Annotated in this window: 8 protein-coding genes and 1 pseudogene; 4 read left to right on the top strand and 5 right to left on the bottom strand. The window is 72.2% G+C overall.

Features of this window, described 5'->3' with window-relative positions; genetic code table 11:
* Nucleotides 1–45: 45 nt before the first annotated feature.
* Nucleotides 46–1,380, bottom strand: coding sequence for a 4-carboxymuconolactone decarboxylase (pcaC, locus tag QFZ74_RS25490; protein ID WP_307623160.1), 1,335 nt, complete (start codon nt 1,378–1,380; stop codon nt 46–48).
* 165 nt (nt 1,381–1,545) lie between these two features.
* Here pcaC and QFZ74_RS25485 point away from each other — a divergent pair, with 165 nt between their 5' ends.
* A complete protein-coding gene (locus tag QFZ74_RS25485; RefSeq protein ID WP_307623159.1) occupies nt 1,546–2,679 on the top strand; it encodes a winged helix DNA-binding domain-containing protein in 1,134 nt (377 codons plus the stop codon).
* A 40-nt stretch (nt 2,680–2,719) separates the two neighbouring features.
* Here QFZ74_RS25485 and QFZ74_RS25480 read toward each other — a convergent pair whose 3' ends face one another.
* Nucleotides 2,720–3,700 (bottom strand): AraC family transcriptional regulator, encoded by a 981-nt coding sequence (locus QFZ74_RS25480; protein ID WP_307623158.1) that lies wholly within the window; start codon nt 3,698–3,700, stop codon nt 2,720–2,722.
* Between the two features lie 429 nt (nt 3,701–4,129).
* Between QFZ74_RS25480 and QFZ74_RS25475 the strand changes: the two genes are divergently transcribed.
* From QFZ74_RS25475 to QFZ74_RS25465, 3 genes are all read left to right on the top strand, one after another.
* The gene (locus tag QFZ74_RS25475) at nt 4,130–5,350 is read left to right on the top strand and encodes a styrene monooxygenase/indole monooxygenase family protein (RefSeq protein ID WP_307623157.1); all 1,221 of its coding nucleotides are present in this window, start codon (nt 4,130–4,132) and stop codon (nt 5,348–5,350) included.
* Nucleotides 5,351–5,429: 79 nt separating this feature from the next.
* Nucleotides 5,430–7,154 (top strand): styrene monooxygenase/indole monooxygenase family protein, encoded by a 1,725-nt coding sequence (locus QFZ74_RS25470; RefSeq protein WP_307623156.1) that lies wholly within the window; start codon nt 5,430–5,432, stop codon nt 7,152–7,154.
* Between the two features lie 95 nt (nt 7,155–7,249).
* Nucleotides 7,250–7,726: a hypothetical protein gene (locus QFZ74_RS25465; protein ID WP_307623155.1), complete on the top strand. Its 477-nt coding sequence runs from the start codon at nt 7,250–7,252 to the stop codon at nt 7,724–7,726.
* 40 nt (nt 7,727–7,766) lie between these two features.
* Here QFZ74_RS25465 and QFZ74_RS25460 read toward each other — a convergent pair.
* The 3 genes and pseudogenes from QFZ74_RS25460 to QFZ74_RS25450 all read right to left on the bottom strand — a co-directional run bounded on the left by QFZ74_RS25460 (nt 7,767) and on the right by QFZ74_RS25450 (nt 15,710).
* Nucleotides 7,767–10,443, bottom strand: a pseudogene (locus tag QFZ74_RS25460) (glycosyl hydrolase).
* A gap of 174 nt (nt 10,444–10,617) precedes the next feature.
* Nucleotides 10,618–12,870: an SWIM zinc finger family protein gene (locus QFZ74_RS25455; protein WP_307623154.1), complete on the bottom strand. Its 2,253-nt coding sequence runs from the start codon at nt 12,868–12,870 to the stop codon at nt 10,618–10,620.
* Nucleotides 12,867–15,710, bottom strand: a complete 2,844-nt coding sequence (locus QFZ74_RS25450; protein ID WP_307623153.1) for a DEAD/DEAH box helicase — start codon at nt 15,708–15,710, stop codon at nt 12,867–12,869. Before QFZ74_RS25450 ends, QFZ74_RS25455 begins: the two co-directional genes overlap by 4 nt.
* Nucleotides 15,711–15,794 lie beyond the last annotated feature (84 nt).

Below are 15,794 nucleotides of genomic sequence, written 5' to 3'. Positions count from 1 at the left end.
GCCCGCGTCTCCTGCCCTCCGCCGCCCGCGTCCCGGCGCCCCCGCTCACTCCTCCGGCGTGGTCTCCTCGCGGATGACCTGCTGGGCGACCTTGAACGCGCTGTTCGCCGCCGGAACACCGCAGTAGACGGCGGTCTGGAGCAGCACTTCCTTGATCTCCTCCGGGGCCAGGCCGTTGCGCAGCGCCGCCCGAATATGGAAGGACAGCTCGTCCAGGTGGCCGCCCGCGACCATGATGGCGAGCGTGACGCAGCTGCGGGAACGGCGGTCGAGGCCCGACCGGCCCCAGATCTCGCCCCAGGCATAGCGGGTGACGAGCTCCTGGAAGTCCTCGGAGAAGTCGTCGGCCTGCGCGAGCGCCCGGTCGACGTGCGCGTCGCCGAGCACCTCGCGGCGGATCTTGAGCCCCGCGTCGTACGTGTCGGTGCGCCGGTCGGGCTGAGCCGGGGCGATCTCGGCGATGGGCGCGGACTGCGAGGGGACGTGCGGCGGCACGGGCGGGGCGGCCGGTGGCGCAGCGGCCGGCGACGCGGCGCCCAGCACCGGCTTCACCGGGGGCCCCTGGATGGCCATCTGGCCGGTGGCCGGGTCGTAGGCGGGCTGCCAGGCGGTGGAGAAGTGACGGACCAGCAGGTCGGTGACGGCGGCGGGCTGCTCGACCGGAACGAGGTGTGAGGCGCCGGGGACGACCGCGAGCCGGGCGTCCGGTATCCCGGCGACCAGGGTGCGGGCCTCCGCCGGTCCGGTCACCTTGTCCTCCGAGCCGACGAGCACCAGGGTCGGTACGCCGATACGGCCGAGCTCGGCCCGTACGTCGAAGCCGGCCAGTGCCTCGCAGGAGGCGATGTAGCAACCCGGGTCGGTGGTGCGCACCATCTGCACGGCCCACTCGGTGATCGCGGGCTGCGCGGCCGAGAAGCCGCTGGTGAACCAGCGCTCGGGCGAGGTCCGGGCGATCGGGTCGAGCCCGTTGGTCCGCACGATCACGCCGCGCTGGCGGAACTCGTCCGGCGTGCCGAAGCGGGGGGAAGCGGCGACCAGCGCGAGCGAGGCGACCCGCTCCGGGCGGCGCAGGGCGAGCTCCATGCCGACCGCGCCGCCGAGCGCGCAGCCCGCGTAGCCGAAGCGCTGCACGCCGAGTCCGTCGAGGGTGGCGATCAGCCGGGTGGCCAACTCGGCGACCGAACCGGCCGGATGGGCCGGGGCGCCGCCATGGCCCGGCAGGTCGAACCGCAGGACGCGCCACTGCTTGACCAGTTCGGGCACCTGACGGTCCCACATGTGCCATGTGGTACCCAGCGAAGGTCCCAAGATCAGAACAGGGGCGTCTTTTGGCCCGTCAAAGCGGTATTGCAGGGTGTTCGGCGGTGTCTCACTCACGCCTCAGACCTTCTCACGTATCACGAAATCTGACATGACCGGGGGAACCCGGTGGCTCTTGCCTCTCGGAGCGCGATACTGCCGGCACTGCCGACAACGCCGGTCTCGGCCGGCCGGGCAGGAACCGGGCTTACGCACAGGATCCCGAAAGGCTGGCAGTCCACGATGGCCATCACTCACACACGACGTCCCGAGGTCCTGACCAGGCGAGCGCTGAACCGGTCGTTCCTGGCCCGGCAACTGCTCCTGGAGCGGGTGCCGCGCAAGCCGTTGGACGTGATCGAGCACCTGGTCGGCCTCCAGGCGCAGGCCCCCCATCCGCCGTACGTGGGGCTGTGGTCACGCACCCAGGACTTCGTCCCGGACGACCTGTCACAGCTCCTGCTCGACAGGGCCGTCGTACGGACCATCCTGATGCGCAGCACCGTCCACATGGTCAGCGCCGCCGACTGCCTCCGTCTACGGCCGACTCTCCAGCCCTGTCTCGACCGCGGCGTGGGGTCCCAGGGCTGGCGTCGCCTCAAGGGCGTCGAGCCCGGTGAACTGGCCGACTACTGCCACGCGCTGCTCGACGAGGAGCCGCGCAGCGCCGGTCAGCTGGGCGTGCTCCTCAGTGAGAGGTGGCCCGACGCGGACAGCGCGCTGCTGTCCCGGGCCGCGCGCGCTGTGGTCCCCATGGTCCAGATTCCGCCACGGGGGCTGTGGGGTCGCTCGGGTCAGCCGACGTACGCCACGGCCGAGACGTGGATAGGCGCCCCCTTGCATTCCGGGCCGTCGCTCACCTCGCTCGTGCGCCGCTACCTCGCGGCCTTCGGGCCGGCCACGGTCGCCGATGTCCAGGCCTGGTGCGGGCTGACCCACCTGCGCGAGGTCGTCCAGGCCCAGGCGGGGGAACTGGTCAGGTTCACCGACGAGGCGGGCAACGAACTGTTCGACCTGCCCGACGCGCCCCGTCCCGGCCCGGACGCCGGCAGTCCCGTACGTCTGCTCGCCGAGTTCGACAACGCCGTACTGTCCCATGCCGACCGCTCCCGCATCATCAGCAGCGACGACCACAAGCGGATCACCACGAAGAACGGCCTTGTACCCGGGACGATCCTCGTGGACGGATTCGTACGCGGCCGCTGGCGCGTCGAACGCCGACGCAGGCGCACCGAGCTCGTGATCACGCCGTTCAGCGCGCTGTCCGCAGCGGTGCGCGGCGAACTGACGGAGGAGGGCATCCACCTGCTCCGGTTCCTCGCGCCCGGGACGGACGACGTGGACGTGGTCATCCGCTCCGTCGATGGGGCCGAGTGAGCGGGTGACGGTCCGACCCCAGCCACGACCGAGTGTCTCCTCATGACCGCAACGTCTGCGAAGGCGACTCCCCGAACTGGTGGCGGTACGCGAGGGAGAAGCGGCCTGGGTGGAAGAAGCCCCAGCGGGAGGCGACGGCGGTGACAGTGGTGGCACCCGGGTCGGAGGCCAGGAGTTCCTTGCGTACGCGGTCCAGGCGGACCTCGCGCAGGTACGCGAGCGGTGTCGTGTCGAGGTGCCGGCGGAAGCCTTCCTGGAGGGCCCGTACGCCGACGCCGACGCATTCCGCGATCTCGGCGACCGTGAGCGGCTCGGCGGCGTGCCCCTCGATGATCTCCATGGCGCGGCGGACCGTGGGCGGTGCGACGCGCGGCTGCTCGCCGAGCAGCGCCGGCGTGTAGTTGTGGGGCTGGGCCATCAACAGCTGCGTCATGAGGAGTGATTCAAGCTGTTTCGTCACGATGGGCTGGCTTGTCATGCCGCCGGACCCCTCCGCCTCCCGGCGCATGAGATCGACGATGTTGAGCCAGGAGAGCGCGCCCGGTGTGGTGAGATCCATGCCGAGCGAGAAGAAGATCGGGCGGCGCACGGTGCGGCCGAGCAGACTTCCCAGGTGCGATTCCAGGGACGACCGGTCGAACCACACGATCAGCTGCGGATTGCCCCCGCTCCAGCGCATGTCCAGCTTTCCGGTCGGAGAGGGGACGGAAGCGAGTTCGGGGGAGGAGATGATCTCCTCGCGGCCGCAGGTGATTTCGGCGTAACCGGCGAGCGGGATCTGGACCAGGAAGAAGCTCTCCAGGTCGCCCGGCGTGATCCGGACTTCCGTTCCGTAATCGAGGTAGTACAGGCCCGTCTGGTCGAAGGGTGCGCCGTGCAGTCGGGCGTCGAGCGTCGCCGAGCGCTGCGTGATGCGCAGCTCATGCGGACAGAAGGCGCGGCCGACCTCGGCCCGCGCCTCCCAGATGTCCGCTGTGTGGAACCGCTCGTGGTTTGCGAGGGGGAGCTCTTCAGCGGACATGTGAACCTCCACCGCCGAGATGCGCGATCAGGACAGCAACCCGCGTGATCCGGATAGCAAAGATGATCTTTCCATACCAAGGTTGATGCCCGACCGCCTCGGAGAAGGAACCAGGGGATCAACGATGCAGGGAGTGCCGGGCCGGACCGCGCTCGTCACGGGAGCGGAGCCACGCCCAGCGGACAGCCCGTCGCAGGCACGTTGCGCGTGCTCCGCGACCGGCGCGGAAAAGGCCGCCAAGGCCGTACCCCCGCACGTCGCCGCGCCCTTGCCCCTGCCGCCCCGTCCCACCGAGTCGGCCGGGCCCGCCCCCATTTGCCGGCCGGGTGACCCGGGACCCATCCCCCGGTCCTACGGGTGACCCGACGGCACTGCACGACACCGCACCGCTCAAAGCCGCATAACCCCTACCCCCGGAGGTCCCCCCTCATGCGCAAGATCACCATCGTCGGAGCCGGTCAGGCCGGCCTCCAGCTCGGTATCGGTCTGGTCGACCGCGGTTACGACGTCACCATCGTGTCCAACCGCACCGGAGACCAGATCCGCGAGGGCCGGGTCATGTCCAGCCAGGCCATGTTCGGCACCGCGCTGGCCCACGAACGCAACCTCGGCCTCGACTTCTGGGGCGACGCCTGTCCGGCGATCGCCGGGCTCGGTGTGAACATCGCCGACGGACAGGGCGGCCGGGCGCTCTCCTTCGGCGCCCGCCTCGAGGCCACCGCCCGCTCCATCGACCAGCGTGTCAAAATGCCGCTCTGGATGGGTGAGTTCGCGCGCCGCGGCGGCCGTCTGCTCATCCACGAGGCCGGCATCGAGGACCTGGAGCGCTATGCCGCCGAGTCCGACCTGGTGATCGTCGCGGCCGGCAAGGGCGAGATCGCCGGGCTGTTCCAGCGGGACGCCGAGCGTTCGCCGTACGACGCTCCGCAGCGCGCGCTGGCCCTGGCGTACGTCACCGGCATGGCGCCGCTGCCCGACCGCCCCGGCGTCAGCTTCAACGTCATCCCCGGTGTGGGCGAGTACTTCACCATGCCCAGCCTCACCACCAGCGGCCCCTGCGACATCATGTTCTTCGAGGGCATCCCGGGTGGCCCGCTCGACTGCTTCGACGGGCTCACCCCCGACCAGCTGCTGGCGAAGTTCCAGGAGCTGCTGCGGACGTACGTCCCGTGGGAGGCCGAGCGCTGCACCGACATCGCGCTCACCGACGCAGGCGGCACCCTCGCGGGCCGCTTCGCGCCGACCGTCCGCAAGCCCGTCGCCACGCTGCCCTCCGGCGCACAGGTGCTCGGCCTCGCCGATGTCGTCGTCCTCAACGACCCGATCACCGGCCAGGGTTCGAACAACGCCTCGAAGTGCGCGGCCTCCTACCTCGCCACCATCCTGGACCACGGCGAGCGCCCGTACGACGCCGCGTTCATGGAGCTGGCCTTCGGCCGCTTCTGGGACAACGCGCAGTCCGCCACGACCTGGACCAACGCGATGCTCGGCGCCCCGCCGCAGCACGTCCTGGAGCTCTTCGGCGCGGCGAGCGTCAACTCCCGTATCGCCGCCCGCTTCGTCAACGGCTTCGACGACCCGCGCGACTTCTTCCACTGGTTCATGGACCCGGTCGCCGCGAAGAACTACCTGACCGAGGTCAGCGCCTGAGCGGCAGCCGGGAGTAGCCACCGACGGGCCCTGACGGCACGGCAGCGACAGGTACGTAACGAGAGCGGGACAGCAGGACATGAGAAGGATCGCGGTGATCGGCGCCGGGCAGGCGGGTGCTCAACTCGCCCTGGGACTCCAGGCGCACGGCTATGACGTCACCCTGGTCACCGACCGCGGCCCCGACGAGATACGTCGCGGCCCGGTCATGTCCAGCCAGTGCATGTTCGACACCGCGCTGCAGAGCGAGCGCGAACTCGGGCTGCACCACTGGGAGGAGCGGGCCCCGGAAATCTCCGGCATCGCGTTCTCTCTCATCGGTCCGCACGGCACTCCGGACGTCTCCTGGCGCGCGCCGCTGGAAGGGCCCGCCCACTCCGTCGACCAGCGGGTCAAGTGTGCTGCCTGGATAGAGCAGTTCGCGGCCGGTGGCCACGGCGAGATCGTGCTGCACGAGGCGGGCGTCGAGGACCTCGAGTGGTACGCCCGTACGCACGATCTCGTCGTGGTCTCCACGGGCAAGGGCGAGCTGAGCCGGCTCTTCCCGCGCGACTCCGAGCTCTCCCCGTACGACCGGCCGCGCCGTGCGCTGGCTCTGACGTACGTCACGGGTACGGCACCGCGGGAGGGGGAGGCCGCCGTCCACTACCGCATGGTCCCCGGCGTCGGCGAGTACTTCACCTTCCCCGCCCTCACCACAACCGGGCCCTGCGACATCATGGTCTTCGAGGGCGTTCCCGGCGGTCCGATGGACTGCTGGGACGACATCCGTACGCCGGAAGGCCACCTCACCCGCTCACTGGAAATCCTCCACCGGTTCTTCCCCGACGAGTACGACCGCTGCCGGCACGCCCAACTCACCGACCAGGGTGGCGTTCTGCGCGGCAGGCTCACGCCGACCGTCCGGCACCCCGTCGCGCGCCTGGCCTCCGGCCGGCACGTCCTGGGCATGGCCGACGCCGTCGTCCTCAACGACCCCATCACCGGCCAGGGTTCGAACAACGCGGCCCAGGCCGCGACCCACTACCTCGAAAGCATCCTCCGGCACGGCACCGCCGAGTTCACACCGCAGTGGATGCAGCGCACCTTCGACAGCTTCTGGCGCGGCTGGGCTCAATGGGCCGTCGGCTGGACCAACTCCCTCCTCACCGACCTGAGTCCCCACCACCGCGACATCCTGACGGCGGCGGCCGAGATCCCCTCGGTCGCCGGCGCCCTCGCCGCCGGATTCGACGACCCCCGCACCCTCTACCGCTGGTGGTTCGAGGAGGCCGAGGCACACCGCTTCCTCGCCGAGAAGCGCGCCCAGCACGCCGTCCGCTTCGACGGCCGCGAACTGCGCCGAGCGCTGGGCCAGTACGCCACCGGCGTGACCGTGGTGACGGCCCGCGCCCCCGACGGCCGCAACGTCGGTATGACCGCCAACTCCTTCACCTCCGTCTCCTTGGATCCGCCCCTCGTCCTGTGGTGCCCCGGCAAGAACAGCCCGAGCCTCCCGGACTTCACCGACGCCTCGCACTTCGCCGTCCACGTACTGGCCGCCGACCAGCACCACCTCTCCCGCCAGTTCGCCACCCCGGCCGACGACAAGTTCCGCGGTACGCCCATCACTCCCGGTATCGCCGGCACCCCTCTCCTGGACGGTGCGGTCGCCCGCTTCCAGTGCCGCACCGTCCAGCGCCTCGACGCCGGCGACCACATCATCTTCCTCGGTGAGGTCGAGGAGTACGAGGCCGACGGCGGGGCCCCTCTGGTGTTCCACTCGGGGTACTACCACGTGGCGACGAAGCATCCGGATCTCTGAACGAGCATGCGGAACTCCGACGCCCTCCGTCCCGGCGGGAACCGGGCTACGGTCGGGTACGTCGCAGTGCCGTCCAGTCGCATGAGGGGGTGGTCATGGTGAGGGAGGTCTGCGGTCGCAGTCGAGGATCCTGGGCTTGGCTCGGCACCGTCCTGGTCTCCGTCTCCTGCCTTCTGACCGCCTGCGGAGGCAGCGGCGGCAGCACGGGGACGGCCTCCGCCTCCGCCTCCGCAGGCTGCGCCGCCGGTCACACCGACATCACCGTCGCCGCCAGGGGCGCGGTCGAGCAGCGGGTGTGCGTCCGGCCGGGGACGGTGATCTCCCTCGTCCTGGAGGCTCGTACGGACGACAAGCGGTGGACGGCCGTCCAGAGCTCCGCGCCGGGGTTGGTCGTGGTCTCCGGTTGGCAGGTGGAGCAGGACGGGACCGCTCGTGCCTCGCTGCGCTGCGCCGGCACCCGAGGCGGCACGGCCAAGGTCACCGCGCTCGCCAAGGCGCCGGACGTGGCGGGCGCGGCGAAGGCCGCCTTCACCCTCGACGTGGGCGTGGTGCCGTACACGACGAAGCGGTGACCCCGAAAGCCGAGATCACCGCTCTGTCCCGCTGCCGGGGTCAGTCGCAGTCGCGCACCCCGATGGTGTAGATGCCGCGGCCGTGGGTGGCCGCGTACAGCGTGCTTCCGTCGGGGCTCAGCTTCAGCTGGAGCACGGCGACGGCCGGGAGCGACCCGACGCGCTGCCACTTGACGTGGCCCGGTGCGCGGTAGACGACGCCGAGGTCGGTGGCGACGGCGAGGCCGCCGTTCGGCGTGACGACCGCCGAGTTGGCCGGCACGTCGGGGAGGTTCGCCGAGATGTCGTTCCAGGTGGTGCCGCCATCGGTGGACTCGAAGACGTGGCCGACGCCGGCGCCGGGGCCTTCGGTCCAGTGCCGCGAGAAGCCGTTGACCGCCAGGAAGACGTGGTCGGCGTTCTTCGGGTCGGTGGCGAAGCCGCTGAGGTAGCGGTTGGGCACGGCCCCGTCCGCCCCTGTCGCGGGCAGGTTGATGTCGTGCCAGCCGGTGCCGTCGGCGTTGCCCACCGAGATGCCGCGGGCGAAGCCCTGGTTGTTGCAGGGGCCGCACCAGGCCGCGTACACCTTCCCTCCCACGGCCGCGACGGCGGTCGCGGTGCGGCCGGCGCCGAGGTCGTGGACACTCTTCCACTCGTCGCCGCTGCGGATGGCGTAACCGTGGGTCTGCACCCACACGTGGCGGCCGCCCGCGACCCAGGTGCTGCTGTCCTTCGCGTCGGCCGCGAGCGGGGCGATGAAGCGGGCCTCGCCGGTGGCGTTGTCGGCCGGGGCGACGTTGTACGAGGTGGCCTTGCTCGCGTCGGTGATCCAACTGCCATCGTTCACCGCGCAGTTCTGAGTCACCTGGATGGCGAGGTAGACGTACTCCTCGGCGATGTCGCAGCCGTTGGCCGGGTCGGTGAGGGTGTCACCGCCGTCGCCGCCGAAGTTGGAGCCCATCACCTTGTCGTTGCCGCGCAGTATGGACTGGCCGTTGTCCTGGAGGCCGCCGGTGACGGAGACCCCGCCGTGGTCGAGGTCCTTGCCGACGCCCACCGAGTAGTACTGGAGGGTGTCGATGGTGCCGTCGTTGAGGGAGGTCCAGTCGTATGGTGGCGTGGCCGGAGGAATCCTGGGAGCCGTTGACCGGACGCCTGTAGACGCCGCCGTCGTTGCCGACGTACACGAAGTTCTTGCCGCGGTAACGGCCGATCGCCACGCCGTGCTGGTCGGAGTGGGTGGTCTGTTCGCAGTCGCCGCTCTGCTTGGCCGGGTCGATGCTCCAGCAGGCGAAGCCGAAGTTCCAGTACGGGCCGACGGTCGACCAGTTGCTGCCGCCGTCCTTGGTCTCGTAGACCTCCTCGAGGCCCGCGTAGACGTGCTCCGCGTTCGCCGGGTCGACGGTCAGGAACTGGTTGTACCAAGCCTGTACGCCGGGCATGTAACCAGGGAAGGTCAGCGCCGAGTTGTCGGCGGCCAGCCCCTTGTAGTCGGCGATCTTCGTCCAAGGGCCGACGGGAGAGCCGGACTTGGAGACGTAGATGCCCTCCAGACCGCTGTCCGGGTTGGTGTTCAACTGGTCGGGCGACTGGTCGATGGCGTAGTAACGGGAGCCGTCGGAGGAGCGGGCGAAGGTGACGTTGCCGACGTTGTCCGCGTCGGCCGGCAGGTCGCCCAGGCCGCTGGTGATCCGCGTCCAGGTGCCGTTCACTTTGGTGAAGAAGCCGTTGTAGTCGTCACCGCTGCGCCAACCGACGGCGAGAACGACCTTGTTGGGATCCTTGGGGTCGATCGCGATGTCATTGGCGATGTTCTTGTACGCCGCGTTGGGCGCGCCGGCCTTCGAACCGCCCGGCAGATATGCGGGGTTGGGCGCGTACTCCAGCTTCCAGGCGCCCTTCAGGGTCTTGGTGGAGTGGCTCCACACGCCCTTGCTGGTCGCGGCCCACACCGTGTCGCCGCCGAAACGCAGCTCGTGAATGGTGGTGGACTCCAGCTCGTCGCCGCCGACCCGGCTGCGAGTGGAGAACGTGCCGTCATGCGGGTCGGACAGGACGTAGACGCCGCTGCCGAGGTAGGCGTCGGCGTTGGTGGTCGCCTCGCCGGTGCCCAGCCACAGCCGCCCGGCGCCGTCGAGCGCGAGCGCGCCGGTGGACTGCGAGGGCAGCTTGTCGCTGATGGGCTGCCAGTGCCCGCCGCCTCGCCCGGACCGCCATACGCCGCCGCCGGCGCTGCCCGCGTACACGTACCCGTCGCCATCGGCTGCCATCGCGGCCATGCGGCCGGTCACGTTGCCCGAGCCGCCGCTGGAGTTGGAGTCGATGTCGCGGTAACGGGAGTCGTCGGAGTTGTACGGAAGGTCGGTGACGTTGCTCCAACTGCCCCCTGTGCTAGGCAGGTTGGTCAGGTTGGTCCAGGCGGCGCCGTACGCGCCGGGGGCGACGACACCGGGCGAGGTGCGGGCCTCGGCGTACTGGTCCGCGCCCTCCGCGATCTCGTCGGCCTCGTTGCCGTCGTCGCCTTCCTCCGCTTTCAGGTTGGGGCTCACCGCACCCACCGACTGCTCGCGCTCAGCGGCGAGTCGCTTGAGTGCGCGAACCCCGAAGGGGCTGCTGTCTCCGCCGGGCGCGGCGCTCGCGGGTATCGCGAGGAGTCCGGCGGATGTGGTGATGGCACAGATCGTGAGCCATCGTCTTCTACGGGTTGGTGCGGGCACCAGGTCCTCCCAAACGGGCATCGACAAGCCGTCGGAAGTGACCCGACCATGAGAGGAAGTGGGCGTCCGGCGCTTGGAGAAGTCTTTGACCAGAACCTGTCACTGTGCGGTCGGTCGGCTCTTCCGGTGCGGTGAAGAGACCTCGATGAGAACGGCTACGTCGTCGACGTTCCTGTCACCGGTTCGCGCGTCGGCTCATGTGTCGTCCGCTATGCCCAGACCCGTCAGCGCGCCCACCGGGTCCCAGTCCGGTGTGCCGCGGGGCCACCAGTCGTCGTGGCCCGGCTCCGATTCGTACGCGTACCACAACCCGTCGCGGCCGAAGCGGAGTTGGAGATGGCCGCGGGGGTGGGTGAGGTGGTTGTGCCAGGGGCGGAACGCGGGCAGGTCGGCGGCGAGGAGGAGCGGGCGGGCGCGGTCGAAGCGGCCGGCGGGCGGGTCCCAGGGTTCCTCCAGGACGGCGAGCCCCTCGGCGCCGCCCTGCCGCCAGGCGGCGACCGCGCGCGCCAGCTCGGCCGGGGTGCGGTCGGTGGCGGTGGCCAGCGAGGAGTACAGCGCGCGGGTGGCGGCGGTCAGGCCGGAGCCGGGGCGGGCGGCGGCGAGGCGTACCGCGTCCTGCCACAGGGTGAGTCCGCCGACCGGGTCGCGTCCGGTGCCCAGCAGGGCGTGGGCGCGGGCGGCCGCGTCCGTCGCCAGCTGGTCCAGGGCGAAGGCGTCCGGGCCGCCGGGCACGGCCGGATAGACCGGGGGCTGCTCCGGATGCGCGGGAACTGGCAACGGCCCGGGCAGCAGCGGCGGTCGTTCACGCGCGGCGAGCGCCTCGGACGCCCGTACGCCGGGCAGGGCGGCCGACCGGCTCTCCCGCGCGGCGCGGGCGGCCGCGGCGGCGTTGCGGCGGGACAGCGCGTCGAGCAGGTCGCGTTCGCCCCGGCCGCGCAGCAGGAACAGCACGAAGGGGTCGGCGTCGAGCAGCCGTGCCGTCTGGTAGCAGAGGGCGGCGGCGTGCTTGCAGGGGTGCCCGGAGTCGGGGCAACTGCACCGGGGTTCCAGCTCGCCGGGGCCGGGCAGCAGGGGTGCGCCGCAGTCGGCCAGGGACTGCGGCAGCTCCTTGTCGAGCAGCGCGGCGATGTCGCCGGGCCGTCCGGCGGCCGCGCCCAGGAAGCGCTCCCAGTCCGCCTCGCCGAACGTACGCAGCCGCACCTGCACGCGGTACGGGCGCGGACGGCTGCCCTGGACGTACGCCAGGACGAGCCCCGGCGTCACGGTGATCGCGTCCACGTGCCCCCGCTCCGCGTACCCGCGCCCGCGCGCCAGCCGCTTGACGTCCAGCGCACCCTCCTCCAGCGCGGCCACCCAGGCGTTCCCCCACCAGCTCTCGGCGAAGCCCTCGCCCGCAGAGCCGCGGGGCGGGAAGGCCGGGAAGGTACGGCGGAGTTCGCCGTCGCGGTGAGGAGTGGCCATGGTGGGGGCGGCCATGGTGGGGGCGGGGACGGTTGCGGCGGCGGGTGTGGGGGGCGTCGCCGGAGCGTCGGCCTCCGGCTGCTCCCCCTCCGGGGCGTCCGTCATCGGCGGCATCCGGAAGGCGGTGGCGAGGAACGTCCGTATGTCACGAGCGACTTGGCCCTTGTCGACGCCACTGGCCGTCGTACCGGCGCCGCTCGGCGGCGCGGTCTGCTGCTGCCGGGGCCCGGCAGACCGTCGTAGCCGAGGAGCCTCCGCCGCAACCCTCGACGCCTCCTTGCGCGCGGCTCGCAGCGCCTCGCGGGCGGCGTCACCTGGGCGGGTACCGGAGTCGGCGGCAGGGGCGGTGTGCGGCGGCGGTACGGCTCGTTCATCGGAAGCGGCTGCTTCCTCCCCCGTCACGACCGACTCGGCGTCCTCGGCGTCGTCCCCACCACGCCGCCGCCCGGACACGGCCTGCCGCAACGCCGCGCGGGCAACGTCGCCAGGCCTGGGCTCACCGGCAGCAAGCGTCTCGGCCCCGGCAGCGCCTCCCTCGGCCACGGCCGGCCGAAGCGCCGCCCGAGCCACGTGCCCAGGCCTCGGCTCGTCAGCCGCAGGCGTCTCCGGCCGGCCATGGGCCACGCCCCGGGGCGCCTGCTCACCGGTCTCGCTCACAGCCGGCCGCGCAGGTACGACCACCTCGCCGTCCGCATCACCCGCCGAACCGCCGCACAGGTCAACCGAGTCCGCCTCGGCACGACCTCCCTCGGCCACGGCCAGCCGCAACGCCGCCCGCGCCACGTCGCCGGGCCGCGACTCCTCGGTCGACGGTACCTGGGGCGCTGCGGGAGCGCCCTTCTCCGTGTCCTCGGACGGTGCCTCCGGCGCATCCCCCGCGCTCTGAGTCGTGCCCTCGGTCTGCTCCCCGGTTCCCTCCGCCCGCTGTCGAGCTGCGCGCAGGGCTGCTCGGGCGGCGGCTCCCGGGCGGTTTTCCGCGGCGGTCATGGTGTCCTCCGCAGCGAGACCAGGTCGGACAGCTCGCGGTCCGTCAGTTCGGTGAGGGCCGACTCGCCGGAGCCGAGGATGGCGTCGGCCAGGGCGCGCTTGGCGGCCAGCATCTCGGCGATGCGGTCCTCTACGGTGCCCTCGGTGACCAGGCGGTGGACCTGGACGGGCTGGGTCTGGCCGATCCGGTAGGCGCGGTCGGTGGCCTGTTCCTCGACGGCCGGGTTCCACCAGCGGTCGAAGTGGACGACGTGGCTCGCTCGCGTGAGGTTCAGGCCCGTGCCGGCGGCCTTCAGGGACAGGACCAGGACCGGGGTCTGCCCGTCCTGGAAGCGGTCCACCATCTGCTCGCGCTCCGGGACCGGCGTGCCGCCGTGCAGCAGTTCCACGGGGACCGCGCGGGTGGCCAGGTGGGCGGTGATGAGGCGGGCCATGCCGACGTACTGCGTGAAGACGAGGGCGGAGCCGTCCTCGGACAGGACGGTGTCCAGCAGCTCGTCGAGGAGGGCGAGTTTTCCGGAGCGGGCGGAGAGGTGGCGGGTGGGGCCGTCCTCCTTCAGGTACAGCGCGGGGTGGTCGCAGATCTGCTTGAGCGCGCCGAGCAGCTTGAGCACCAGGCCGCGGCGGGCGATGCCCTCCGCTGTCTCGATGGTCTGCATCGACTCGCGGACCACCGCCTCGTACAGGGCGGCCTGTTCGCGGGTGAGCGGGACCGGGTGGTCCGTCTCGGTCTTCGGGGGCAGCTCGGGGACGATGCCGGGGTCTGACTTCCGGCGGCGCAGGAGGAACGGGCGTACCAGGGCGGCCAGTCGGGCCACCGCCTCCTCGTCCTCTCCGTTCTCCACCGCGCGCGCGTGCCGGGCGCGGAAGGACTTCAGGGGGCCGAGGAGTCCGGGGGTGGTCCAGTCGAGCAGGGCCCACAGTTCGGAGAGGTTGTTCTCGACCGGGGTGCCGGTGAGGGCCACGCGCGCGGGGGACGGGATCGTGCGCAGCGCCTTGGCGGTCGCCGAGTACGGGTTCTTGACGTGCTGCGCCTCGTCGGCGACGACCATGCCCCAGGGCTGCTCGGCGAGGTGCGCCGCCGTCGAGCGCATGGTGCCGTACGTGGTGAGGACGAAGCCGCCCTCCAGGCCGTCCAGGGTGCGGTCCGGGCCGTGGAAGCGGCGCACGGGCACGCCGGGGGCGAACCGGGTGATCTCCCGCTGCCAGTTGCCGAGCAGGGAGGCGGGGCAGACCACCAGGGTCGGCTCGGTGCGCGCCCGCTTCAGGTGCAGGGCGATGACGGTGATCGTCTTGCCGAGGCCCATGTCGTCGGCGAGGCAGCCGCCCAGGCCGAGGGAGGTCATGAGGTCGAGCCAGGCCAGTCCGCGCAGTTGGTAGTCGCGGAGGGTGGCATTGAGGCCGGGCGGGGGATCGGCGGGCCTGAGGCCGGCGGTGAGGCGGTCGCGCAGGGTGGCCAGTGCACCGGTCGGCACCGCCTCGACGGTCTCGCCGTCCACCTCGGCGGTGCCGGTGAGCGCGGCGGACAGCGCGTCGACCGGGTCGAGCAGACCGAGTTCGCGCTTGCGGGCCTTGCGGACCAGCGCGGGGTCGACGAGGACCCACTGGTCGCGCAGCCGGACGACGGGACGGTGGGCCTCGGCCAGCTCGTCCATCTCGGTGTCGCTGAGCGGGTCGCCGCCGAGCGCCAACTGCCAGCGGAACTGGAGCAGTTCCTCGCTCTCGAAGAAGCCGGTGCCGTCGGTCGCCGAGCCCGGCGCGGTCCGGACCACGGCCGTCGCGGTGAGGTCCTGCGCCAGGTCCCGGGGCCAGTGCACGGCGACCCCGGCCGCGGCGAGCCGGGTGGCCGCCACGCCGAGCAGGTCGCCGACTTCCTCCTCGGACAGGGCCAGCACGTCGGGCACGTCCTGGTCGGCCAGCCGCTCCAGCGGCGCCCACACGCGGGCGGCGCGGCGTACGGCGAGGGCGGCGTCCACGCGCGCGCGGGGCCCGAACGCCGAGCCGGTCTCCCCCGCCCACAGGGCGGCCGCGTCGCACACCAGAGTGGGGTCGGCGAGGCTGTGCACCTGGACGATCGCGGCGCCCGCGCGCGGGGCGCCGTCGCCGCCGTCGAAGAGCTCGTACGCGGAGAGGTCCAGGCGCAGCGAGATACGCACGCCCGCGTCCATCCCCGCGGCGACCTCCGCCGCCCAGTCGTGGGCGTCGGGCAGTGCCTGGGCCCCGCGCGCGGCGAAGGGGCGGCCGGAGGCGTACGGCGCGGCCGGGGTGCGCGGCAGGGTGTCGGCGACCGCGTCCAGGAAGGAGCGCACCAGTGCTTCCGGTTCGGGCAGCCGCAGTGGGCCGGGGCCCTCCAGCGGCACGGCGTGGCCCTCGGCGGGCAGGGCGGCGGCCACCGCGCGCAGGTGGGCGATGTCGTCGGGTTCCAGGGGTCCGGCGCGCCAGGCGTCGTGTCCGCTCGGGGTGAGGCCGGGCAGCAGCCGGCCGCGGGCGGCGAGCCGCAGTGCGTGCAGGGCGGCGGCGCCCCAGCAGGCGGTGGCCGGGTGGGCGGCCGGGTCGTGCCGGGCGCGCACGAGCAGCGGCAGGGCCTCGTCGAGCGGCAGGGTCAGTGCGGGGACGGTCCGTCGTCGTACGCCCGCGCCGTGCGGTCGTACGACGGTCAGCTCGTCGCCCGCGCCGGTGGGCAGCGCGTCGCCGTCGGGGTCCCAGAAGGCGATCCGGCCGTCGCGCGGGAGGGGTGCGGGCAGATAGACGGCGGGCAGGTGCAGCGGGGCCCGTTCCCGCGCTTCCCGGTTCGCCCGGGCTCCCCCCGTGCGCGCGGCCACCACGGCCGTACCGCTCATACGTTCTGCCACCTCCCGCCCGTGTGTCGGATCAGACGTCTTCGACTGTACGGGCGGGGTCTGACAATCGGCCCCGGCGGCCGC

The organism is Streptomyces sp. V3I7 (assembly GCF_030817495.1).
Classification (GTDB): domain Bacteria; phylum Actinomycetota; class Actinomycetes; order Streptomycetales; family Streptomycetaceae; genus Streptomyces.
The sequence above is the reverse complement of the archived record's forward strand: the minus strand, read 5'-3'. Positions and strand labels throughout refer to the sequence as shown.

What these genes read in the sequence shown, in the direction of transcription:
- QFZ74_RS25485 (WP_307623159.1), top strand. Translation starts at nt 1,546, where the DNA reads ATGGCCATCACTCACACACGACGTCCCGAGGTCCTGACCAGGCGAGCG.
- QFZ74_RS25480 (WP_307623158.1), bottom strand. Translation starts at nt 3,700, where the DNA reads ATGTCCGCTGAAGAGCTCCCCCTCGCAAACCACGAGCGGTTCCACACA.
- QFZ74_RS25475 (WP_307623157.1), top strand. Translation starts at nt 4,130, where the DNA reads ATGCGCAAGATCACCATCGTCGGAGCCGGTCAGGCCGGCCTCCAGCTC.
- QFZ74_RS25470 (WP_307623156.1), top strand. Translation starts at nt 5,430, where the DNA reads ATGAGAAGGATCGCGGTGATCGGCGCCGGGCAGGCGGGTGCTCAACTC.
- QFZ74_RS25465 (WP_307623155.1), top strand. Translation starts at nt 7,250, where the DNA reads ATGGTGAGGGAGGTCTGCGGTCGCAGTCGAGGATCCTGGGCTTGGCTC.
- QFZ74_RS25455 (WP_307623154.1), bottom strand. Translation starts at nt 12,870, where the DNA reads ATGACCGCCGCGGAAAACCGCCCGGGAGCCGCCGCCCGAGCAGCCCTG.
- QFZ74_RS25450 (WP_307623153.1), bottom strand. Translation starts at nt 15,710, where the DNA reads ATGAGCGGTACGGCCGTGGTGGCCGCGCGCACGGGGGGAGCCCGGGCG.